General features: G+C 43.7%; 24 protein-coding genes. 6 read left to right on the top strand and 18 right to left on the bottom strand.

The features are described 5' to 3' along the window. Window positions 1-5: 5 nt before the first annotated feature. The 6 genes from mraY to mraZ are packed head-to-tail and all read right to left on the bottom strand — an operon-like array spanning window position 6 to window position 6,557. A complete protein-coding gene (gene mraY / locus INP83_RS08560) occupies window positions 6-1,247 on the bottom strand; it encodes a phospho-N-acetylmuramoyl-pentapeptide-transferase (RefSeq protein WP_146268734.1) in 1,242 nt (413 codons plus the stop codon). Further along, a complete protein-coding gene (locus tag INP83_RS08555; RefSeq protein ID WP_219127078.1) occupies window positions 1,247-2,707 on the bottom strand; it encodes a UDP-N-acetylmuramoyl-L-alanyl-D-glutamate--2,6-diaminopimelate ligase in 1,461 nt (486 codons plus the stop codon). Before INP83_RS08555 ends, mraY begins: the two co-directional genes overlap by 1 nt. Further along, window positions 2,704-4,788, bottom strand: a complete 2,085-nt coding sequence (locus INP83_RS08550) for a penicillin-binding protein (RefSeq protein WP_219127077.1) — start codon at window positions 4,786-4,788, stop codon at window positions 2,704-2,706. Before INP83_RS08550 ends, INP83_RS08555 begins: the two co-directional genes overlap by 4 nt. Continuing rightward, window positions 4,788-5,201, bottom strand: coding sequence for an FtsL-like putative cell division protein (locus INP83_RS08545; RefSeq protein ID WP_146268737.1), 414 nt, complete (start codon window positions 5,199-5,201; stop codon window positions 4,788-4,790). Before INP83_RS08545 ends, INP83_RS08550 begins: the two co-directional genes overlap by 1 nt. Continuing rightward, window positions 5,198-6,100 (bottom strand): 16S rRNA (cytosine(1402)-N(4))-methyltransferase RsmH, encoded by a 903-nt coding sequence (gene rsmH / locus INP83_RS08540; RefSeq protein WP_219127076.1) that lies wholly within the window; start codon window positions 6,098-6,100, stop codon window positions 5,198-5,200. Before rsmH ends, INP83_RS08545 begins: the two co-directional genes overlap by 4 nt. Further along, window positions 6,093-6,557: a division/cell wall cluster transcriptional repressor MraZ gene (gene mraZ / locus INP83_RS08535; protein WP_219127075.1), complete on the bottom strand. Its 465-nt coding sequence runs from the start codon at window positions 6,555-6,557 to the stop codon at window positions 6,093-6,095. The genes rsmH and mraZ overlap by 8 nt, the downstream gene beginning before the upstream one ends. A gap of 328 nt (window positions 6,558-6,885) precedes the next feature. Between mraZ and INP83_RS08530 the strand changes: the two genes are divergently transcribed. The 3 genes from INP83_RS08530 to purU are packed head-to-tail and all read left to right on the top strand — an operon-like array spanning window position 6,886 to window position 9,502. Beyond that, window positions 6,886-7,545 (top strand): DUF1349 domain-containing protein, encoded by a 660-nt coding sequence (locus tag INP83_RS08530; protein ID WP_255563281.1) that lies wholly within the window; start codon window positions 6,886-6,888, stop codon window positions 7,543-7,545. Between the two features lie 30 nt (window positions 7,546-7,575). Then, entirely contained in the window at window positions 7,576-8,667 is a 1,092-nt protein-coding gene (locus INP83_RS08525; RefSeq protein ID WP_219127074.1) for an acyltransferase, read from the top strand. A 10-nt stretch (window positions 8,668-8,677) separates the two neighbouring features. Then, entirely contained in the window at window positions 8,678-9,502 is an 825-nt protein-coding gene (gene purU, locus INP83_RS08520) for a formyltetrahydrofolate deformylase (protein ID WP_219127073.1), read from the top strand. Window positions 9,503-9,590: 88 nt separating this feature from the next. Here the strand turns inward: purU and INP83_RS08515 are convergent, their stop codons facing one another. From INP83_RS08515 to INP83_RS08485, 7 genes are all read right to left on the bottom strand, one after another. Beyond that, complete coding sequence (locus tag INP83_RS08515; RefSeq protein WP_219127072.1) at window positions 9,591-11,105, bottom strand: glycoside hydrolase family 32 protein; 1,515 nt, start codon at window positions 11,103-11,105, stop codon at window positions 9,591-9,593. An 80-nt stretch (window positions 11,106-11,185) separates the two neighbouring features. Next, window positions 11,186-11,602 carry a hypothetical protein gene (locus INP83_RS08510; RefSeq protein WP_219127071.1) on the bottom strand — a complete coding sequence of 139 codons (417 nt, stop codon included), beginning with the start codon at window positions 11,600-11,602 and terminating at the stop codon, window positions 11,186-11,188. 80 nt (window positions 11,603-11,682) lie between these two features. Beyond that, window positions 11,683-12,114: a tail fiber domain-containing protein gene (locus INP83_RS08505; RefSeq protein ID WP_219127070.1), complete on the bottom strand. Its 432-nt coding sequence runs from the start codon at window positions 12,112-12,114 to the stop codon at window positions 11,683-11,685. Window positions 12,115-12,175: 61 nt separating this feature from the next. Continuing rightward, the gene (locus INP83_RS08500) at window positions 12,176-12,412 is read right to left on the bottom strand and encodes a hypothetical protein (protein WP_146268745.1); all 237 of its coding nucleotides are present in this window, start codon (window positions 12,410-12,412) and stop codon (window positions 12,176-12,178) included. Between the two features lie 128 nt (window positions 12,413-12,540). Then, window positions 12,541-12,954 carry a hypothetical protein gene (locus INP83_RS08495; RefSeq protein WP_146268746.1) on the bottom strand — a complete coding sequence of 138 codons (414 nt, stop codon included), beginning with the start codon at window positions 12,952-12,954 and terminating at the stop codon, window positions 12,541-12,543. A 3-nt stretch (window positions 12,955-12,957) separates the two neighbouring features. After that, window positions 12,958-13,374, bottom strand: coding sequence for a VOC family protein (locus INP83_RS08490; protein ID WP_146268747.1), 417 nt, complete (start codon window positions 13,372-13,374; stop codon window positions 12,958-12,960). A gap of 149 nt (window positions 13,375-13,523) precedes the next feature. Next, window positions 13,524-15,380 (bottom strand): CocE/NonD family hydrolase, encoded by a 1,857-nt coding sequence (locus INP83_RS08485; RefSeq protein ID WP_146268748.1) that lies wholly within the window; start codon window positions 15,378-15,380, stop codon window positions 13,524-13,526. A 262-nt stretch (window positions 15,381-15,642) separates the two neighbouring features. On the opposite strand from INP83_RS08485, the gene INP83_RS08480 reads away from it, so the two are divergent. Next, window positions 15,643-16,599 (top strand): endo-beta-N-acetylglucosaminidase H, encoded by a 957-nt coding sequence (locus tag INP83_RS08480; RefSeq protein ID WP_219127069.1) that lies wholly within the window; start codon window positions 15,643-15,645, stop codon window positions 16,597-16,599. Window positions 16,600-16,671: 72 nt separating this feature from the next. Here INP83_RS08480 and pgk read toward each other — a convergent pair whose 3' ends face one another. From pgk to INP83_RS08455, 5 genes are all read right to left on the bottom strand, one after another. Continuing rightward, window positions 16,672-17,862, bottom strand: coding sequence for a phosphoglycerate kinase (pgk, locus tag INP83_RS08475; RefSeq protein WP_219127068.1), 1,191 nt, complete (start codon window positions 17,860-17,862; stop codon window positions 16,672-16,674). A 97-nt stretch (window positions 17,863-17,959) separates the two neighbouring features. Beyond that, window positions 17,960-18,394 carry a GNAT family N-acetyltransferase gene (locus INP83_RS08470; RefSeq protein ID WP_219127067.1) on the bottom strand — a complete coding sequence of 145 codons (435 nt, stop codon included), beginning with the start codon at window positions 18,392-18,394 and terminating at the stop codon, window positions 17,960-17,962. Next, window positions 18,387-19,388, bottom strand: a complete 1,002-nt coding sequence (gene gap, locus INP83_RS08465; RefSeq protein WP_219127066.1) for a type I glyceraldehyde-3-phosphate dehydrogenase — start codon at window positions 19,386-19,388, stop codon at window positions 18,387-18,389. Before gap ends, INP83_RS08470 begins: the two co-directional genes overlap by 8 nt. 52 nt (window positions 19,389-19,440) lie before the next feature. Then, window positions 19,441-20,547 carry an MraY family glycosyltransferase gene (locus INP83_RS08460; RefSeq protein WP_146268753.1) on the bottom strand — a complete coding sequence of 369 codons (1,107 nt, stop codon included), beginning with the start codon at window positions 20,545-20,547 and terminating at the stop codon, window positions 19,441-19,443. Window positions 20,548-20,602: 55 nt separating this feature from the next. Continuing rightward, entirely contained in the window at window positions 20,603-21,349 is a 747-nt protein-coding gene (locus tag INP83_RS08455) for a glycosyltransferase family 2 protein (RefSeq protein WP_219127065.1), read from the bottom strand. A gap of 85 nt (window positions 21,350-21,434) precedes the next feature. Between INP83_RS08455 and INP83_RS08450 the strand changes: the two genes are divergently transcribed. Next, window positions 21,435-22,220, top strand: coding sequence for a polysaccharide biosynthesis/export family protein (locus tag INP83_RS08450; RefSeq protein WP_146268755.1), 786 nt, complete (start codon window positions 21,435-21,437; stop codon window positions 22,218-22,220). Beyond that, complete coding sequence (locus tag INP83_RS08445; RefSeq protein WP_146268756.1) at window positions 22,220-22,735, top strand: UpxY family transcription antiterminator; 516 nt, start codon at window positions 22,220-22,222, stop codon at window positions 22,733-22,735. Before INP83_RS08450 ends, INP83_RS08445 begins: the two co-directional genes overlap by 1 nt. Window positions 22,736-22,785: the final 50 nt, after the last annotated feature.

Raw genomic sequence — 22,785 nt, 5'->3', positions numbered from 1 at the left:
AATCACTAACGGAGCTTCAACGTTATCACCGTTAGTATCGCCAGGAAAATACAAATGATCCAAAAGCGCGTGACGATCTTGGCTTCATGAAATCCCTTTTTCTGGTAATGGTGATGTAATGGTGCCATCAGGAAGATCCTGCGGCCTTCGCCATACCTCTTTTTAGTGAATTTAAACCAGCCTACCTGCATCATTACGGATACGTTCTCTACCAGGAAAATGCCGCAAAGCACCGGTACCAATAATTCCTTACGGATGATGATGGCAAACACTGCGATGATGCCACCGATTGCCAAACTACCTGTATCGCCCATAAATACCTGGGCCGGATATGAGTTGTACCATAAAAAACCAACGCATGCACCCACAAAGGCACCGGCAAAGATCACCAGCTCGCCCGAGTTGGGTATGTACATAATGTTCAGGTAATCGGCAGTGATGATATTACCTGATACGTAGGCAAGTATAGCCAGCGTAAGGCCGATAATTGCCGATGTACCAGTTGCAAGTCCATCAATACCATCGGTTATATTTGCCCCATTTGATACCGCCGTAATGATGACGATAACAAACACCATAAACACCAGCAGTGCATATTGCTCATACCCTTTACCTAAAAACTTAAGCACCTTACCGTAATCAAACTCGTTGTTTTTGTAGAAAGGCATGGTTGTTTTGGTCGATTTTACATCCTGGGTGTAAACCGGTTTATCGCCACGCATGTGGAAATCAACCGGGGCATCGTACTTAACCGGAAGTTTTACTTCCTGGCGAATGGTAATGGATGTGTTTGAATACATCGTCCACCCGATAATGAGCGCCAAACCTACCTGACCGGTTATTTTAAACTTGCCTGCAAGGCCTTCTTTATTCTTTTTAAATACTTTAATATAATCATCAAGGAAACCTATCAAACCCAACCATACGGTTGTTATCAGCATCATGATCACGTAGATGTTATCCAGTTTAGCAAACAACAAGGTTGGGATAAGTATCCCGAGGATAATGATGATACCGCCCATTGTTGGCGTGCCTGACTTTTGCATCTGGCCCTCTAAGCCAAGGTTGCGTACTGTTTCACCCACCTGTTTAAAACGCAGATAATCGATCAGCCTACGGCCGAAAACCGTTGTTACCAATAACGATACAATTACCGCCATAGCCATACGGAACGTGATATACTGGAACACGCCCGTGCCGGGAATGGTGTAATTCTTGTTCAGGTAGTTAAACAGGTAGTATAGCATTAAACCATGTGTTTAAATTGTTCTTCCAATTCTTCCATATCATCAAAATGGTTTTTTACGCCATTAATCTCCTGATATTTCTCGTGCCCCTTACCGGCTAATAAAATGATATCTCCGGGCTGTGCCAGCATGCAGGCTGTTTTAATAGCCTCTTTTCTATCTGCAATGCTTAGCGTATGACGCTTAAAGGCTGGATCAACACCCTCTTCCATGTCTTTAATGATCTGCGCAGGATCTTCCGTACGTGGATTATCTGAAGTAAGGATCACCTTATCGCTCCATTCGCAGGCTACCTTTGCCATCACCGGGCGTTTGGTTTTGTCCCTGTCTCCGCCGCAACCGATAACGGTTATCACTTTCTCATTACCCTTACGAATGTCGTGGATAGTGCTCAACACATTCTGCACGGCATCAGGCGTATGGGCATAATCTACAATGCCTATTACTTTATTAGGCGCAGTAAAATATTCAAAACGACCTTCGGCACCGGTTAATTTGCTTAAGCTTACCAATACTTTGGCTTTATCCTGCTCTAATAACATAGCCGCTGCATAAACCGCAAGCAGATTGTAAGCATTGAATGTACCTACCAGTTTAAACCACACTTCTTCGTTCTCAATGTTCAGTAACAAGCCGCTGAACTGGTTTTCTATGATACGTGCGCGATAATCTGCCATGCTTTTAAGGCCATAGCTCTTTTTGTGCGCCGCGGTATTTTGCAGCATTACATTACCATTCTTATCGTCGGTATTGGTTAATGCAAAAGCGTTTTTAGGCAGGTTATCAAAGAATGCCTTTTTAGCTTTCAGATAGCTGTCGAAAGTTTTGTGATAGTCTAAATGGTCATGCGTAAGGTTCGAGAATATCGCCCCTGAAAATTTCAAACCCTCGATACGGTGCTGTGCTACTGCATGAGAGCTAACTTCCATAAAGCAGTAGTCGCAACCCTCATCAACCATGTCTGATAATAGCTTATTCAGCGCCCCCGGATCAGGCGTGGTATGCGTTGAAGGAATAATATTACCGTTTATCTGGTGCTCTACCGTTGAAAGCAAACCGCACTTATAACCCATATCGCGGAAAAGCTTATAAAGCAACGTGGCAATAGTAGTTTTACCATTGGTGCCCGTTACCCCAACCAGCTTTAAGTTGGTAGATGGATTCTCATAGAAATTGGCTGCCATGGTGCCCAAAGCTTTTGCTGAGTTGGCAACCATTAAAAAGTCAACCTCTGCTGCGGTATGTGCAGGTAATTCTTCACATACAATGGCAACCGCACCGTCTTTTATAGCATGGTCAATATAGTCGTGGCCGTCTACAGCCGTGCCTTTTACAGCTACAAACATACAGCCCGGTACAACCTTGCGCGAATCAAAAACAATGGCGGTTATCTCTACATCCGCGCTGCCCTGCAGTTCGGTAAAGGCTACTCCTTCTACTATATCGCTCAGGTATCTCATTGCAGTTCAATTAAAATTTTTGATCCTTTAGGTATTGCACTCCCCCCGGTAACAGATTGATTTATTACCGATCCACTTCCCTTTACTGATACTTTGTAGCCGGCATTACCTAATGCAAACAATGCATCGCTTAAACCCATGCCGGTTACATTGGGCACCGTGCCGGTTTTGTATTTGTTATCTTCAAAGCCAATACCGTTGCTGGTATCCACCGAGTTTAAATTTGCTGAAGCATAAAGCGGCTTAAGGCTCAGCTTTTCGTAAACCTTTTTAAGCGCCTTAACATTGCCCTGCTTGTATTTTGGCAAGGTTGTATTGCCCACATATCTTATCGGCGACTGGTTCAGCTCCATATCACCGGCGTACACCTTATCTGCAATTTCCCTGAAAGCCGGCCCTGCCACCGAAGCAGCGTAGTAACCATTTTTAGGGTCATTGATAACAACGATCAATGAATACTTAGGTCTGTCTGCCGGGAAGTAACCACAAAACGATGCCTGGTACTGCTTTTTGGCTTTATAACCTTTGTTAGCATCTGCCACCTGTGCAGTACCGGTTTTACCGGCTATTTTGTAAAGCGGATTGTAAACGTATTCGCGGCCGCTACCTTCCAGCACCACGCCCTCAAGCATCTCGCGCATTTTTTTAAGGGTCACGTCAGAACATATCTTGTCGTTCACTACGCGGGTTTGGAAACGCTCAACCGTATTGCCCAACCTTCTTATCTCCTTAACAAAAACAGGCGTTATCAATTTTCCATCGTTAGCTACGGCGTTGTAAAAGGTGAGCATCTTTAACGGCGTAAGCTGCATCTCGTAACCATATGCCATTTGCGGAAGGGTCATGTTTTTATTCCAGCTGCGGTTGCTTGGGTTTTTAACTACCGGGCGTGCCTCTCCTGGTATCTGCAAATTCATTTTTTCGTTCAGGTGCCAATCATAAAGATGATCTGTAAACTTAGCCTGGTTGTCTCTGTAACTTGTATTTACCAGATAAGCCACCGCGGCATTGGATGATTTTTCAAAAGCCTTTTTAACGGATACCCTGCCGATGCTACCGTGCGAATCTTTAATGGTATGGCCCGGGATAGGATATTCACCGGTGTTAACCATAGTGCTGGTGTCTACCTTATGGTCCTCAATAAGCGCCATGTATGATGCCAGCTTAAAGGTTGAACCGGGATCCTGGTTGCCTGCAATGGCGTAGTTAAATTTCTCTTTAAATGAACCATCGGGCATGCGGGTATAGTTGGCCACCGCCCTTACCTCACCAGTAGCAACTTCCATCAGGATGGCGGTGCCGTGGTCTGCTTTGGTGTATATCAATTGCTTTTGCAAAGCATTCTGCACCAGGTCCTGCATGTTTACATCAATGGTAGATATAATGTCTGCACCATCTTTTGGCGCAACTTCATCGTCATCATTAACCGGCATCCAAACGCCGCCTGCCATACGGCTCTCCAGGCGTTTACCGCTTTCTCCGTTTATATAATCCGCATAGGCACCCTCAAGGCCTACCGGGTTCTTTACGTTCTCATTTTTGTAACCGATGGTACGTGCTGCCAACGCGCGGAATGGCAGAATGCGTTTATTTTGCTGCACGGCGATCAAGCCGCCTTTATTCTTACCCATTTTAAAGATGGGGAAGGTGCGCATCTCTTTCAATTCATTATAAGTAACCCTGCGCCTAACCAATTGGTAGCGCGAGCTATCTTTGCGTGCATCGCGGAACATCCTTGAATACTCGCGTGCCGATTTATCGCCAAAAAATGCAGAAAGCTTTTGTGCAAGCGAATCTACTTTTTCATCAAACAGCTTGTCATCTGCTACGGCCAGCATGTCCATACGCACCTCGTACTCAGGTACCGATGTAGCCAGCAAACTGCCGTCATTAGAAAATATGTTACCCCTCGCCGCTTCAATGTTGCGGTAACGGGTTGACAGGTTGCGGGCCATAGCTTTCCACTTTTCGCCTTGCGTTAACTGCACCCGGCAAAGCTGAAACAAAACAGCGCCTGCAAACAAAAGAATCAACCCAAATGCAAGGTAAACCCTTAATAATATGTTAGTTCTGATACCCATTACTGCGCATCCTCCTTTACTGTTATTTTTTGTGGTGGTTCGTTACTCTCTCTCAGGCCAAGTGTGTCTGCGCGTTTAGCCACTTCGGTAAGTGTGCTTTTAAAAGCCAGATCAGCCTTAGTGCTTTTGTATTCCCAGCTTAGCTCTTTAACTTCCTTACTCACTTTATCCAGCTCGCGTATGTTGTTTTCTGATAAGTGCCTGTTGGCAATGTAGAACATACCCAGCATAGCCAGATATAGTATAAAAGGCAACGCACGGGTGGCATCATCAGTACTGATAACACCTTTGGTAAGGAAACGCGTTAGCAAATTGTCCGGAAGCTCTTTTTTGCGCGGCTTTTCCTCAACAACAAGCTGTTTTGCTGCTTCCTCCTCTTCTTCCAGAATTTCTGTACGTAAACGGTTACTCATCTTTTTACAGCTATTCTAAGTTTTGCACTGCGTGCCCTGTTATTCTCTTTTATCTCTTCTTCGGTGGCGGTTATGGCGCCACGACTTACCGCATCCAGCGGGCGGTTATCATTGCCGTAGATATCTTTCTCCACCTCGCCGCTGAATTTGCCTTTGGCGATGAAATTCTTTACCAACCTGTCTTCCAGCGAGTGGTAAGACATTACCACCAACCGACCGCCAGGGGCTAACACATCTGCTGATTGCTCTAAAAAATCTTTTAAAGCCTCAAGCTCCTGGTTCACCTCTATCCTCAGCGCCTGGAAAACCTGCGCCAGGTATTTGTTTTCTTTACCGCGAGGGATCAAACCATTTATCGCATTCTTTAGGTCTGCTATCGTATTCAGCGGACCGTTTAATCTTGCGGTAACAATGGTTTTTGCCAGCGTTTTGGCATTTTTGATTTCGCCATAAACGCCAAAAATACGGTGCAGATCCGCCTCGCTGTAAGTGTTTACCACTTCTTTAGCACTCAGGTCAGATGCCTGGTTCATGCGCATATCCAGTTCCGCATCAAAACGAATAGAGAAACCGCGATCGGCTTCATCAAACTGGTGCGATGATACACCCAGATCAGCCAGTATCCCATCAACCGGCATAGCATCATGCAAACGCACAAAGTTTTTCAGAAAACGGAAGTTCTGGTCAATAAACTCAAAACGCTCGTCGTCTATCCTGTTGCGCTGCGCATCTTCGTCCTGGTCAAAAGCCAGCAACCTGCCGCCATCGCTCAGGTGTTTCATTATCTCGCGCGAGTGGCCACCACCACCAAAGGTTACGTCCACGTAAGTGCCATTTGGCTTGATATTCAATGCCTCAATACACTCCTGCAGCATAACGGGTACGTGGTAATTACTCATTGCCACCCTTTCCTCTTTTCACCATCACCTCTTCGGCCAGGTCGGCAAAGTTTTCGGGCTCATCGCTCAGCATCTGCTGATGCGCTTTTTTATCCCATATCTCTACCTTATTTAACATACAGGTTAAAACCACTTCGCCGGTAATACCTGCGTACTCCATCAAACCTTTCGGCAGGTTTATCCTACCGGCCGCATCCGACTCTACAGTAGTGGCACCACCGGTAAAATATCTCACAAACTGGTTAACTTTCCTGTCGTATTCGTTAAGTTTGCTCAGCTCATCAAGCTTTTTGTCCCACTCGGTTTTGGTGTAAATAACAAGATACTTTTCGAGGCCGCGGTTGATCACAAGCCCTTCAGTCTCAGCTTCTGGAAGCTGTTTCTTTAGGCCAGCAGGGATCATCATCCGCCCTTTGGCATCAAGTTTACATTCAAATTCTCCGGTTAAATAGGACATTTTAGATTGTCGGCAATTTTTGTAACGTAAAAGTAAAACACTTCTACCACTTTTTACCACCTTTTACCACTTAAAAGTTTTCAACAATTTTTAAGGGGTCTTGTTTTGCTCTAAACGCCGAAAAATCAAACATCAAGCAAGACGGACAACCATGTTGATTGGAGCGTAAATAATTAAGGTTTAACTTCTTACTCACCACTTAGCAGCATTTAAAATCTGCCGGCTGTGCGTTGGTGGTAGAAAATGGGAAACATTAAATGCCTTAATCGCCGGTGGTAATTATTATACTTGCCATTACAAACAACAAGCACTACAATTTCTACCTTTCATGACTAAATTTAAAGGACTTCTATTGTCCGTTATGGCGTTATGCGCTACCGAGAAGAACATGGCTCAAAGCCTCGAAAAAATGCAATGGTTCAATGAACCCGAAAAGTGGGAAATAAAGAACAACGCCTTAATTATGGCAGTAACACCGCAAAGTGATTACTGGCGCATTTCGCATTATGGCTTCACGGTTGATGATGCACCCTTTTATTACACTACCTACGGCGGCGAGTTTGAAGCCAAGGTGAAACTTACCGGTGCCTATAAAGCGCGTTTTGACCAGATGGGTTTAATGGTACGTACCGATCACGAAAATTATATTAAGGCAGGCGTTGAATTTGTTGACGGCAAGTTTAACGTAAGCAGCGTGGTTACCCACCACACCAGCGATTGGGCGGTTACTACCTTAAATAAAGTACCTCCTTTTATTTGGATAAAGATAGTGCGGCGACTGGATGCGGTTGAAGTGTTTTACTCTTTAGATGATGTCAATTACATCATGACTCGTAACGCACCCATCCAGGATAACAAACCCGTAATGGTTGGGCTTATGGCAGCATCGCCAGACGGGCAGGGTTTCGAGGCAAAATTTGAAAACTTTAAGGTTAAGCACCTGCCGGATCAGCGCCGTTTAGAATGGCTTAAGAAAAATGCCAATTAACCGCAAACTATCATCCATCGATCAATCACCATGAGTAACCCAACCGCTGCTACAAGCATTACCGCTACTAAACCGCACTTTGCCGTATTGGATGGATTAAGAGGCGTTGCAGCCATATCCGTTGTGGTGTTCCATTTTATGGAGTTGGTACAGCCTGATTATACCAAAAGCTTTATTGCCCATGCTTACCTGGCTGTCGATTTCTTTTTCTGCCTTTCGGGGTTTGTGATAGCCTATGCTTACGATCAACGACTGGAGAAGTTAGGTATCGGCAATTTTCTAAAAATGCGCCTCATTCGTTTGCATCCACTGGTTATTATCGGTTCGGTGTTGGGGTTGGTTTGCTTTGTATTTGACCCCTGGAGCAACCTCTATCAGAAATATGCCGGTAATCTGCTGCTGATGTTTGTTGCCTCTTGCGTAATGATACCTTACCCGCTTGTACGTGAACGGTACTTTAACCTGTTCCACCTTAACCCGCCTACGTGGTCTCTGTTTTTTGAGTACATAGCCAATATTATTTACGCGCTTGTGCTGGTAAGGATAAAGAAACCGTTGCTTTGGGTGCTTACGATCATTGCTGCAATTGCGCTGTTTTGGGAAGCGCAGGTATCAGGCAACCTAAGCCTGGGGTGGAGCGGCGACACTATGCGCGGCGGATTTGCACGCATGAGTTTTTCCTTTTTAGCCGGAATGCTGGTTTACCGTGCGCAGTGGATCATCAGATCTAAGATCAACTTTGCAGTGATCAGCGTGCTGCTATTTGTAATATTCATTGTTCCGTACAGGGACGGCTTTAATAAATGGTTTGAGCCTGTAAGCGTTGTTTTTTATTTCCCCTTTATATTAGCTCTTGCTGCAGGTATTCAACAAGAAGGCACATCAAAAAAGATCTCCGACTTTTTAGGGGAAATTTCTTATCCTCTATATATGGTTCACTACCCTTTTATTTGGTGGTTTATGAGCTGGGTGGAGGCAAAAAAGCCAACCATGGGTGAGATGACCATTGTTACAGCCGTGGGCACCGTATTATTAATTGGCTTTGCTTACCTTGTGATGAGATTGCTTGATATACCCATCAGGCAGAAACTGAAAATAGCTTTAGTTAAAGAGAATAAGTAATACCCCAACCATGATCATTGTTATCCAATGCGCCGACCGGATCGGTCTTGTAGCGGCTATCTCCTGCCTGATGGCCGACAAAGGGCTTAATATTAATGGCATGCAGGAGTTTGTAGACAACGACGAAGACCTTTTCTTTATGCGCCTGGATGTTGACCAAACTGATGGTGCGGCGGAAATTGAAAAGTACCTGCGACAGATATTACCTGAGGGCGCCATTGTAAAGGTGAATCCAGTACCAGAGAAAAAGATTGTGGTGCTGGTTACGAAAGAGTACCACTGCCTGGCGGATATACTGGTGCGCAACTACTTTAAAACTCTTGGCGCAACCGTGCAGTGCGTTATAGGCAACCATGCTACCCTGCAGGAAATTTGCAACCGTTTTGATGTGCCCTTTTATCAAGTGCAGGCTGGTAACAGTAAGGAAGCTTTTGAAGTTAAGCTTATAGAAACCATCAATCAATACGAATTTGATTACCTGGTGCTGGCAAAGTTTATGCGTATCCTCTCGCCCGATTTTGTGTTACGCTTCCCGATGCGCATCATCAACATTCACCATTCGTTTTTACCGGCATTTGCGGGTGCAAGCCCTTACCGCCAGGCGCACGAGCGGGGTGTTAAACTTATTGGTGCGACGGCCCATTACGTTACCAACGAGCTGGACGAAGGCCCTATCATTGCCCAGCAAATTATCCCTGCTAACCACAGCCACACCGTGCAGGATATGGTAAAGGCGGGCAAAGAAATTGAAACCGCTGTTTTAGCAAAAGCCCTTAAACTGGTTTTTGACGATCGCGTGTTTGTGTATAAAAACAAGACGGTGGTCCTGGAGTGATAAAGCAAGAATTCTCCTTGCTTGTTAAGCTGAAAGCTTAATACATTTAAAGGTCTAAGTTACGCTTCGCTAAACTTAGACCAGCGACCTACCAAATACTTTTCAACGGCTGTATTTCCAAATGCTCTATCTCTAAACCATGGTTAACGATACTTAATTTTGTATAAGGCTTTTTAGGGAAAAATTGCGACGTTAAAACGCTAAGACCTTTATCAGCAAATACTTCTACAGACGATGCATCAACTACCAGTTGCATATCAGTTTCTAAAGTTGTTGTTAGGCGAGGCGCGTATGCGATCTGTGCAAAGCCTTTATCGAATTTGGTTTGCCCGGCTTTGGTGCGATCTATGTAATAACGCGTGGTTTTGGCATCATAACCAACGATCAATTGCTCGCCGCCTGTGTTTGATAATACTACAGAAAAATTGTTTGCAGCTTTGGTATCAAACTTCAACACGTATTGTGCGGGCGTTTGTTTTATCACTGAAAAGATGTTGTTGTTCTTGGCCAACAATTCAGGATCAACCTTAATAGTTTTTGAAACTATTTTTTCTAACTCTTCAACAGGTTCTGATCTTAGGTAAATATCGCCGGCCGTAAGCTGCAGCGATAGCTCGCGCGGGATGGTCATGGCATTTCGCCAAACTTTGGTAGGTGTTTGGTTAGCGTAGCGCCAGTTGCTCATCCAGCCCAAAAATATTTTTCGCTTACCTGTGTTACCCCAGGTAACTCCTGCGTAATCATCGGGACCAAAGTCTATCCACTTGGTATTAGTACTTACGGGTGTGAAGGTTTTACCATCAAAATGGCCCACAAAATATTGCGTAGCCGATCCCTGATTTGGCCCTCCCGGATTGATACTAACCAGCAAAACCCAGTACTCTTTACCATTCAATTTAAGCGGAAACAGATCGGGGCATTCCCAAACGCCACCGTGTGCACCCAAGGTTTGGCCAAACTCACTTTGCTTTGTCCAGTCCTTTAAGTTGGCTGACGAATAAAATGTGATGCGGTCTTTAGTAGCCAGGCTCATTACCCATTTTTTACCTTCTTCGTACCAGAAAACCTTGGGATCTCGAAAATCTTTAATACCAGGGTTTTTAATAACAGGGTTACCTTTATACTTCGTCCAGGTGCGGCCTTCGTCTAAACTGTAGGCTATGCTCTGGTTTTGAAACTTGGAACTTCCGGCTTTTTCTCCCTTTGGATCATGGCTGGTGAATATGGCCACCATAGGCGCTTTGCCGTTTGCACCCAAACCCGATGTGTTATTTTGATCAACCACCGCACTACCGGAGAAAATGTAGCCCAATTTGTCGGGATAAAGTGCGATAGGTTGTTCCGTCCAGTGCACCAGATCGGTACTGGTGGCATGGCCCCAATGCATCGGCCCCCAAATGGTAGCTTTTGGGTAATGCTGGAAAAACAGGTGGTAGGTGCCTTTATAATATACCATGCCGTTCGGGTCGTTCATCCACCATTTTTTTGGGGAAAAGTGCGCCTGCGGGCGGTATGGCTCATGATAAGCCGTAATCTTTTGTGCTTGTGAAATTGTCGCGGCCGCTATAAACAAACTGCCGATGAGTAAGCGCTTTAAGCTCATATTTATACAATTCAGGTTATCAAATAAGGGTTTATTAAGTTACCAATAAACCCCTGAATAACAAGAATTGTATAAAAAAGTTAATCAAAGGCGACATTATCCGGTCCTGATACTTTACTGACATGGCAGTTGCAGCCGCCTGCTATTTTTAACGTTACCGATTTAACCTGACCGGTTTTATTGCTTTTAGCACTTACCCTGATATCATCTCCGGCAGAAGAGTATTCTGCCTTGGTATTGTCATTTGCCAGCAGTACAAAGCCTGCCACATAATCAACGTTAGGTGGCATTGGAGGACGCTGAACAGGCTTATTGGTACGCAGATTTATGACCTCGATATCTGATATAGCAACCGCAGATCCGTCACTATTGGTAAACACGATGCCTACAGACGCAAATTCGTCAGTACAAACCTGGGCGGCGCAGCCTCCTTTGTTCTTTTTACAGGCGCTTAATCCACAAACGAGTACAAGTAATAACGTACATAATCTTTTCATAATCATTTTGGTTTTGGTTTATATGATTACGCACGTTGATCGGTTAACGCTACAAAAAAAGCGGCTCTCGCCGCTTTTAATTATTTGGTGCTTTTTAGTTGCTGCACTTCCTGCTTTAGCTGTTCTATCTGGGCTTGCTGCTCCTGCATGGCGCCTACCAAAAGTGGTACAAGTTTTTGCAGATCAACCTCAGGGGTGGTTACCGCGCGCTGGTTTCCTTTACCTGCCGGGTACCAGCTATTTTTAGCACCAACTACTGATGGAAGCACCTGCTTAACATCTGCAGCTATGAATCCGTATTGCGTACCACCAGGCAAATGTAACTGCTTAAACTGCTGCTGGTCATAACTGTAACTGATAGGCTTTAGCTGCGCTATATAATTAAGCGAATTGGTTAAAGGCATGGTGCTGGTTTTAATTTCTTTATCGCTGATGGTTTGTGCTGATGCTTTGATACCAAAACCAACTAAAATCAACATAAATGATAATATGAATTGAACACGAATTTTCATGATATAAATTTTAAGTAAATAAATGATTGTGCCGCAAAGCGGCTTAAAAAGACAGATAGTATTATATCACGAAATCGGGCGGCGGTGTTGGAACGGGAGATATCCAACCCAAGTGGGGCACAAAAGCTTCTGTGGAATAATTATAAGTTTGTACATGTAAAGCAACAGACGGCAAAGTACAAAAAGCCTCCACAGCCAGTATCTCCTTCAAGTTCACTTCACGATCGCTGCGCTCGGTCGCGTCATCATCAGCCAGTGCGCTTTTTTGGACATGCGTTATGCTAGCTTTTACGATCATCCTGATCATAGAGATGCCAGTGCTCTCTAACAAAGAGAAAAGGCAGATAAAAACAACCAGATATTTAAATTGATTTAAACGCATAGCGAAATACTATGCAAACATAACAAATTTCACAACCTTAAGGTTTACTTTATTACTATTTTATCCGGGCCTGATAATTTTTCTACGTGGCAATTACAACCGCCGGAGATTTTGAAGATGCTTTCTACACGCTTGGTGCCGTACATGGCTGTCACTCTGATGTCGTCCCCTTCGGAGGATAATTCCTTGCGGTTAGAGTCGGTAACAATGGTATAATGCATAGGTGAGAAACCCGGATCAATGATACCCTTAGGCTCTATATATTTTTTTGTGCGGAGATTATACACTTTAAGATCGGTTACGCTAATAGATTTTCCATTTGCATCAACAAACTGGGTACCTACGGAAGCAAATATTTCTGTACAGATCTGGTTTGTGGGACATCCGCTGTTAACGCTTTTACTACATGATGTAGCAAAGAGTAGTATGGGTAATACAAATAAGCAAAGCTTTTTCATAGCTTATAGTATCTGGTTAAACTCCAGCCGCTCGCCATCAGGGCCGGTGATGTTAAAGAATTTACAGCCATTTTTCCAGAACTGCAAAAAAACGGGCTCAGGCTCTATAATGGTAAAACCAGATTCTTTGATCTCCTTAAAGGCTACGTCAATATCAGGCACGTTGAATGCCACATGGTCGATATGGCCATTGCCCCGGCCACGTATCTCATTAAGATCAGGCTCGGGTAATTGATAAAGCTCTATCAGCATATCTCCGCGCTTCATCATTACACAAGAGCCCGGATGCCCTTTGTGCATAAAACCCGCCAGCATTGCGCGTTTAAAACCCAACCGTTCATAAAACGTTTGTGAGTCTCCGATATTGGTAACCGGTATGCCAATGTGCTGTATGGCTGTTATGTTAACAATATTTATCATAATCCTTTAAATGAAAAAGGTGTTTATTTGTTTGATTATCATCAGTTCAACCTATTCTTACAGGTTGTTGGTATTATCCTATCCATTAATGCTTTGCAAGCTATTCAACAGATATAATCTGTAACTAACGCAAAATCTCCGGTTATTACTTACAACACCCTCACCTTTAAATAGCTTGGGGCTGTCTTTGAACTATAAACGCGGTGTGTTGCTTTCTTAAAGTCAGTGTCCTTGGCTTTCATTATATCCTGAAACTGCTGCGTATTTCTGTCAATAAGCGGGAACCATGTGCTTTGGATCTGCACCATAATGCGGTGCCCTTTTTTAAAGGTATGCAGCACATCCTGCAGTTCAAAGTTTACAGGTGTTATCTTGCCAGGCACAAATGCCTCTGGCTTGCTAAAGCTGTTGCGGAATTTGCCACGCATAGCCTCGCTGCGTACCATTTGCTCGTAGCCGGCCATGTTAACGCCTTTTTTGGTGAACTTATTAGCTGATGCAGTATCTGGGTAAACGTCCAGTACCTTCACTATCCAATCGGCATCAGTCCCTGTGGTGCTCACCTTTAGGTTTGCCCAAATGTTACCTGCTAAAGTGATATCCTTATCCAATACATCGGTTTGGTAGGTTAACACATCCGGTCGTTTTTCCGCAAAGCGCTGGTCGGCGGTCATATACTCGCGGGTCATGTCAAAATCTATCCCATCGATAAAAGGCACCGGGTTCATCGGGTCTGAAACAAACTCTTTATAATCGTTCCTGGTGGTTGTTGGCGCGGTAAAGGAAAGTTTACCGCCCGGTAAAAGGTATAGGTTCTTTTCCTGCGCTTCCACAGGTGGCCATTGCTTGTAACTTTTCCATTGGTTTACGCCGGTTTCAAATGTATTAACCTTAGCAACATCCATAGGTGTACCTTTCAGATAATGACTAAAGAACGCAAACTCAATTTTTTCGCGGTACATCGGCCCGGTGGGTCCGCCGAAGCTTACATCGCCCAGATGATCACCGTTACCGCGTGCCCAACCGCCATGCACCCACGGCCCCATGGCAAAGTAAACCGGTGTTGCAGGGTTATTTTTTACTAAAACTTTATAGGTATTGATCGCTCCGTATAGGTCTTCGGCATCGTACCAGCCACCTGTTACCAGGGTAGGCGTTTTGATATCATGCAGGTGCAGCAAAACGTTGCGGTCTTTCCAATGCTGGTCGTAGTTAGGATGGTCCATCATCTCGTTCCACAAGCGGATAGTATCTTTATAATACTTTACGTTAGAGTTGCGCATGCTGCCCATATCCATAAAGAACTTGTAACCATCGTTAGTGCCCGGATCAAAGCCCTTTGCCCTGCGTTGGGTAGGTTTGTCATCCTGTCGATTGGTAAAACCCGGATAAAAGCCAAAGTTTGCCACCAGCATAAAAGCTCCGTTATGGAAAGCATCATCGCGATACAAGTCGGCAATTGGTGCCTGAGGCGATACAGCAGCCAAAGCCGGGTGACGGCTTAACAAAGCGGTTGTGCTGTAAAAGCCCGGATAGGATATGCCCCATACCCCTACTTTGCCATTGTTATTCGGCAAGTTTTTGATAAGCCAGTCAATGGTATCATAGGTATCGGTACCCTCATCAACATCTTTGTTGGTTTTGTGCTGTTCCAGTTCGGGGGTCATTTCCTCGTAAATACCCTCGCTCATCCAGCGGCCGCGTACATCCTGGTAAACAAAAATGTAACCGTCATGCACAAAAAGCGATGATGGGCCTAAACTGCCCTTGTATTTATCGGCCCCGTAAGGGCCAACACTATAGGGCGTTCTATCCATCATAACAGGATATTTTTTAGCCTGATCTTTAGGCACATAAACCGAGGTGAACAACTTTTTGCCATCTCGCATCGGTATCTGGTACTCGTACTTGGTGTAGTTGTCTTTGATGTAAGCAGCATCATTTTGCGCAAAGCTGTTGAACGCCAAAAGCACAAAGCTTAAAGCGATAACGAGGGATCTTTTCATACGGTGAATATCAGCAAATTTCCATCTTAACACAACAACAATCAACTTTATCGCTCGCACTCCAATTTTCTCTAAGGTTAACGAAACCCCGCCGTGGTTAAATACGTTAGAGTAATTATAAACCAAACAAACCATTTAATCAGGTTCTCCTTTTCTGCTTTTCTAAACGGCAATTAAAGCCGAATGCTTTTGCTATTCATTTATTTTTATTGAAGGATGACCTGTTCTGCATTTGCCATTTTATAAACCAATAGTAATAGTTATGAGAACAGTTTTTAAATCACAGTTAAGCAAAACTCTTGTTACACTCCTCAGTCTGCCGCTGATTTTTACGGCTTGCCGAAAAGACGTTACTACACAACCAACACCTGCTGAAACACCGAAAAGCAGCAGCCGGTTAAGTACTGATGCCATTGGCGTTACGGGGCCAAAAGGAGTTTGTTATGTTGAGGTGAACAATAACGACATTCGCAATGTAGGCAGTTACAAATTATCTACCGGCCACCAATTGTTTGATATTGCCATCATATTTGCAGCTAACATCAATTACGATACAAGCATCCAAAAAGCCGTGCTTTACTTTAACCCGCAAGTGAGCAATGTTTTAAACAACAAGGCAACTTATATACAAACGCTGCAGGCTAAGGGTATCAAAGTGCTGTTATCTATCCTCGGCAACCACCAGGGTGCCGGTATCTCTAATTTTCCTAACCAGGCTGCTGCGCAGGCATTTGCACAGCAATTGAGCGATGCCGTTAATACTTACGGACTTGACGGTATTGATTTTGACGATGAATACGCTGATTACGGCACAAACGGAACAGGCCAGCCAAACTCAAGTTCGTTTGTTTACCTGGTAAGTGCATTGCGCCAGTTAATGCCTAACAAGATCATCTCTTTCTACTTTTACGGTCCTGCTGCATCACGGTTAAGCTACAACGGCGTTACCGTAGGTTCAAAGGTAAATTACAGCTGGAATGCAGTTTACGGCACCTATTCGGCACCAAATGTGCCCGGCCTTGCCAAAAGTAACCTCGGCCCGGCAGCTATCGACATACAATCGACGAGTTCATCTACTGCTGCATCTTTGGCTACCCGCACGGTTAGTAATGCCTATGGTATTTATTTGTATTACAACCTGCCTAATACGGATGTGCATACATATTTAAGCAGTATATCAAATGCGCTTTACGGCAAATCAACTACTTATAATCCGTAATAAAACGGAGAGATAATAAAAGCAGAAAGGCAACCAAATTGGTTGCCTTTCTTTATATAAACAAATTCGTTCTTATTCGTTAATTGCTTTAACACCCGGAAGTTCTTTACCCTCCATGTACTCTAACAATGCACCACCGCCTGTTGATACGTAGCTAACATCACCTATCATATCAAACTTAGCGACAGCAGCAGCTGAGTCGCCGCCACCTATCAGAGAGAAAGCACCGTTATCGGTTGCTTTGGCCACTGCATCAGCAATTGCTTTGGTACCTGCCATAAAGTTATCCATCTCAAAAACACCCATAGGGCCGTTCCAAAGGATAGTTTTTGATTCTTCAACAGTTTTGCTGAACAATTTAATGGTTTCAGGGCCAATATCCAGACCCATCCAGTTGTCAGGTATCTCGCCGGTTTTAGCAACATCGCGGTTAGCGTCGTTGGCAAATTTATCGGCAATAACGTTATCAACCGGTAACAGCAGGTTAACGCCTTTTTCCTTTGCTTTTTGCTTAAGGCTAAGGGCAAGCTCAAGCTTATCGGCCTCTAACAACGATGTGCCAATGTTACCGCCATCTGCTTTGGCAAAGGTATAAGCCATACCACCACCAATGATCAGGTTATCAACCTTATCAAGCAAACGTTCGATCAATTGGATCTTATCAGAAACCTTTGATCCGCCCATAATGGCAGTGAAAGGCTTTGCAGCACCGTTCAAGATCTTTTCAGCATTATTCAGTTCAGCCGCCATCAGGTAACCGAATACCTTTGCATCCGGGAAAAATTGCGCTATAACTGCAGTTGAAGCATGTGCACGGTGCGCTGTACCAAATGCATCGTTAACGTAGATATCGCCAAGCTTAGATAACTTTTCTGCAAAAGCTACATCGCCTTTTTCTTCTTCTTTGTAAAAACGAAGGTTTTCTAATAATAAAACTTCGCCTTTTTCAATCTCTTTTGATTTTTGTACAGCTTCCTCGCCTATGCAATCATTGGCAAATTCTACTTGCTGACCAAGCAGATCAGACAGGTGCGGAACCACGTGCTTTAAGCTATATTTTTCGGTCGGGCCATCTTTTGGTCTGCCCAGGTGCGACATCAGGATAACTGCACCACCATCCTTAAGAATTTTTTTGATGGTAGGCAGGGCCGCTGTCATGCGGTTATCGTCGGTGATGTTATAATTCTCATCCAACGGAACGTTAAAGTCCACACGAATGAGGGCACGTTTACCATTGAAACTTATCTGATCAATTGTCTTCATTTAAATAATATATAATTGATGTAACGGCGCAAAATGCCGAAATTTATTCTAATGAGCAACGCCAAAGTAAAAAAGGTGTTTGTATTTTATCAAAATTTCACCTTATCTTAACATACATCACATGGTGCGGACCAATGCCCGATATGTCAAATTCAGGCGAAACGATCTCGAATCCTACGCTTAGGTAAAATGGCACCGCCCTTTTACGCGCATTGCACCACATGTAGTTAACCTGCCGGCCGCGCAGATAAGTAATAGCAAAATTAACCAGCATGGCGCCGTAACCCTTCCCCCTGTATTTTTCAAGCGTGGCCATGCCTCTTAACTGATAAGCGCTGCCCTGGAAATCTTTATAGCTTTGCTCATGAAAGGATGCAATGCATGCCATCTCTTCCTCTACAAAATAAGCAAGATGAAAGCTACTCTCCTTTTCATCATTCACAAACCGGCACTCATCAAGCGTTAACTTACCTTCTCTTAAAACTTCGTTGCGGATAGGCAGTACCTCTTCGGCTGTGATAAACTTAATCATGCTTGCTCAGGCTTATTTTTTCAACCAGATCTGCCAGGCGGCTGGAGTACCCCATCTCGTTATCATACCAGCCTACTACTTTAACTAAACCGCCTACAATAGAGGTAAGCTGAGCATCAAAAATGCAGCTGTGCGGATTATCTAAAATATCAACAGACACAATTGGGTCTTCCGTATATTCTAAAACATTTTTCATTGGGCCATCGGCAGCAGCTTTAAAGGCATTATTGATCTCTTCAACGGTTGGCAAATGAGCCAGGCTGCAGGTAAAATCGGTAAGTGAGCCATTTAAAACCGGAACCCTGATACCCGCCCCTCCCAGTTTACCCTCAAGATGCGGGAATATATTAGTAATGGCCTTAGCCGCCCCGGTTGTTGTTGGAATGATAGATGATGATGCCGCACGAGCCCTGCGGAGATCTTTATGCGGGGCGTCGTGCAGGTTTTGGTCGCCTGTCATGGAGTGTACCGTTGTAATATAACCATCCTTTATATGCCAGTTGTCATCCAATATTTTCACCATGGCTGCTACATTGTTGGTAGTGCAGGATGCATTTGACAATATAGGTGCGTGAATATCAACCGTATCATCATTTACACCTAATACAACCGTAGGTATGGCTTTATCTGCCGACGGAGCAGAAATAATAACCTGCTTGGCACCGGCTGCAAGATGTTTTTGGGCACCTTCAAGAGAAGTGTATTTGCCTGTTGATTCGATAACCAGGTCTATGCCCATATAGGCCCAGGGCAATAATGAGGGATCAGCCTGCCGCAGTACTTTGATGCTTTGTCCGTTAACAATCATGGCATCACCGCTTACGCTAACCGTACCCTTAAAGCCTCGGTGGACAGAGTCGTATTTAAATAGATGGGCAAGTGTAGCGGTGTCAGTAAGATCATTAATGGCAACAACCTCAACGCCTTGCTTATTCAATATAGTTCTCAGAAAAATTCGGCCAATGCGGCCAAATCCATTTATCGCGATCCTCATTCAGTAACAAATTAGGATGCAAATTTACTTAAATAAAAAAAGCCCCGCCGGGTTATATGAACAAGTTACGCAGCGATAACTTTTCGCGCTGGCGGTTACGCAAAGCAAAGGTTACCATCCAATTACAAAACATAGATAGTGCTACAATGATCATCATCAACGTAAAATTGCCCAGATAGGAAAAGAAGTAGGCAATAAATATCAGCCCAATGTTAACTATGGCTAATAATAACACGGTTTGCAGGTGGGTAAAACCTAACCCCAGTATGCGGTGATGGATATGATTACGGTCTGCCAGAAATGGAGATTTGCCTGTAAAAACCCGGAGTACAAACACTCTCAAAGTATCAAAGATTGGCCCTATTAAAATAGCAAAGGTTAACGCCGGTGCCGAAATGATAGCTGGCGCTGCGCCTGTTGCAGTGAACCTGTTAAGCTCCACCAGCTTTACCGCAAGTATGGCAGATATCAACCCGATGAGCAACGAACCGGCATCGCCCATAAAAATTTTAGCAGGTGTTAAATTGTATCGTAAAAATCCTAACACTGCACCAACAATGGCCAATGCAACCGTTGCAAGCTCATAATGCCCCATGTAAATAAATAGTGCAGCAAAGGTTCCGTTAACGATGATACAGGTTGTACCGGCAAGGCCATCTATACCGTCTATCAGGTTGAAGGCATTGATAATAAGGATGATGAAAAGCGATGACAACACAGCACTTACCAGATAGGGTATTTCATGATAGCCAAATACACCATACATGCTTGTAAACCTTATTTTACCAACGGTAACCAGCAATATTGCCACAACCAACTGTATCAAAAACTTAGTACTTGGATTAACGCCCGAAAGATCGTCCTTGATACCCATAATAAAAAGCACAATACTGGCCGCCAGTATGTAGCTTACAGGTATACTTTTATCAACTATGCTGAATAATAGCAGCGTAATAGTAAAACTTACAAAGATAGCCACGCCTCCTAAGCGTGGGATGCCATGGTCATGCTGTTTACGAAAGTGGCCAACATCGTCATATAAATGGCGAGTACGGGCAACGTGTAAAATTGACGGGATTGCCAATAACGTTATCAGGACAGAAAACGTAGCAATAAATAAGTAGTAAACAAAGTAGTAAGTACCTAGATACTCTTGCATTAGATAAATTATTAGGGGTATTATCTTCTCGCAAATCTACTTTATTGTATTCGGATTAAAAAAATTGTTTTATTTTTCTTAAAGGTTTGAGCAACAACGCCATAGGTGGAAAAATAATCCTGTTTTTATACATAGCTTTAAAATCATAGGCCAGAGCCTTTAATCGGTTGCCCATACTGCTGTTACTTACACCCCCCGTCATCATTTTAACCATAACAACCGGTATGTAGTGAACAGCAAGTTTATATTTATGTATAAATCTTGTCATCAGTTCATAATCTGCTGCAGATCCATATGCTAAACTATAATTACCCAGATTTTCAAATAACTCCCTTTTACAGTAAAATGTAGGGTGCGGGGGCATCCAACCGAAATTGAATGAACCTTTCTTGTATTTGCCGCTGCGCCACTTACGGATTATTTTACCGGTGCCATCAAGGTAATCAAGGTCACCGTACACAATATACGGGTGGTGGATAGAAAAGGTTTCATACACAACAGTTAAAATATTTTCATTCGAAAGAAAATCATCAGCGTTAAGCGCGCCTACAATTTCTCCTGATGATAATTTTAAACCTTTATTTAAAGCATCGTATATTCCTTGGTCTTTTTCTGAAACACTTATGGCAATGTGCTCGTAAAACTTTGATATAATATCGACAGTACCGTCTGTTGAGCCTCCATCGATAATTATATATTCAACGTTAGGATAATTTTGGTTTATTACAGACCTTATGCAACGCTCTATGGTGTTAACAGCGTTATAACAAACGGTTATGATTGATATTTTAGGATATTCCAAGCTTAAGGGCCGCTTTAATAAGCGCAAATTATGTATTTTTGAAAGCGCTGCCTAATTTAATTGACAACATTAAGCGGTTATATATATGCGTTTTTTACACCCCTTATTAATTGTAGCATTTGTTGTTATTGCTACTTCCTGCTCTTACAAACAAAACCAGCTTTTATTTCAAAACAGGGTTTCGGCATTAACTGATACCGCACAACAAGCGCCGGTTACGCCTTACCGCATACAACCGCAGGATGCCTTGCAGATACGCAACCTTCAAAACTTGAAATATATTGTTGATGAAGTTCCTATGTCTTCAGGAAATGGAGGAACATCTGCTGGTGGCAACATTGCAGGCAGCGGGCAAACCTACCAGGTTGAGGATGATGGAACCATAACATTACCGGCTATAGGCCATGTGCAGGTGGCTGGCCTAACACGTACCCAGGCAGCCAAAATGATTGAAGACCTGTACCGAAAAAATTTACTAAAAGACCCGCTTATTGAACTTAAAGTAACAAATTTAAAGGTTACCCTTTTAGGCGAGGTTAAATCACCGGGTAATATCCCGCTGCTAAAAGATAATACAACACTGGTTGAGATAATTGGCCAGGCAGGCGGATTAACGCCAGCAGCAAGCGAAAAAGATGTAAAGATCATACGTGGCAAAGGGAAAGGGCAAAAAGTTCACCTCATAGACCTAAGCGATTTAAACTCGATATCAGACCCTCGCACGGTTATGCAAAACGGCGACATTATTTACGTAGCGCAAAACAAACGGGCTATACGTACGGAAAACCTGCAAAATTTTAACACATGGGCACAACCCGCTTTATTATTGCTTAATACAGCATTGATCATATTTACACTATCAAGGCAATAATGAAAGATACTGCGGGTGAAGGCGGCCTGAAATGGTATCCGGTTTACACAAACCCACGTGCCGAAAAAAAAGCATTCGCCGCCTTGATTGCCAAGGGGATCGAGGCTTATTTGCCCCTCCAGCGTAAACTAAAACAATGGAGCGACAGGAAAAAATGGGTGGAAGAGCCTTTGATAACCTCTTACCTTTTTGTACGTATACCTGCAAACAGCCAGGCAGAAGTATTAATGACCAAGGGTATAGCCCGCTTTGTGTACTTCTCCGGTAAGGTGGCTACTATGCCAGATAATCAGATAGAAGAGCTTAAACTTTTAATGGCAAGCTCGCTGGAAATGGAAGTGACTGAAGAAGACCTGCAGCCGGGCGAAAAAATAACCATTAAGGGCGGACCGCTTAAAGGCATAACGGGCGAAATTGTTGCCCATCGTTCGCAAAAGCAATTATTGGTACGACTTGAAAGCATGGGACAATCCATCTTGGTAAATGCTCCCGCTGCTTTGATAAACAGGTTTTGACAACCTGATAGATAGCTTTGTTATTGATAAGTCTCGCCAAAAATGTGACT

It is taken from the genome of Mucilaginibacter sp. 21P (assembly GCF_019331605.1).
In the GTDB taxonomy this organism is placed as follows: Bacteria; Bacteroidota; Bacteroidia; order Sphingobacteriales; family Sphingobacteriaceae; genus Mucilaginibacter; species Mucilaginibacter achroorhodeus.
Note: the sequence above shows the minus strand (reverse complement) of the source record. Positions and strands in the feature narration are given on the sequence as shown.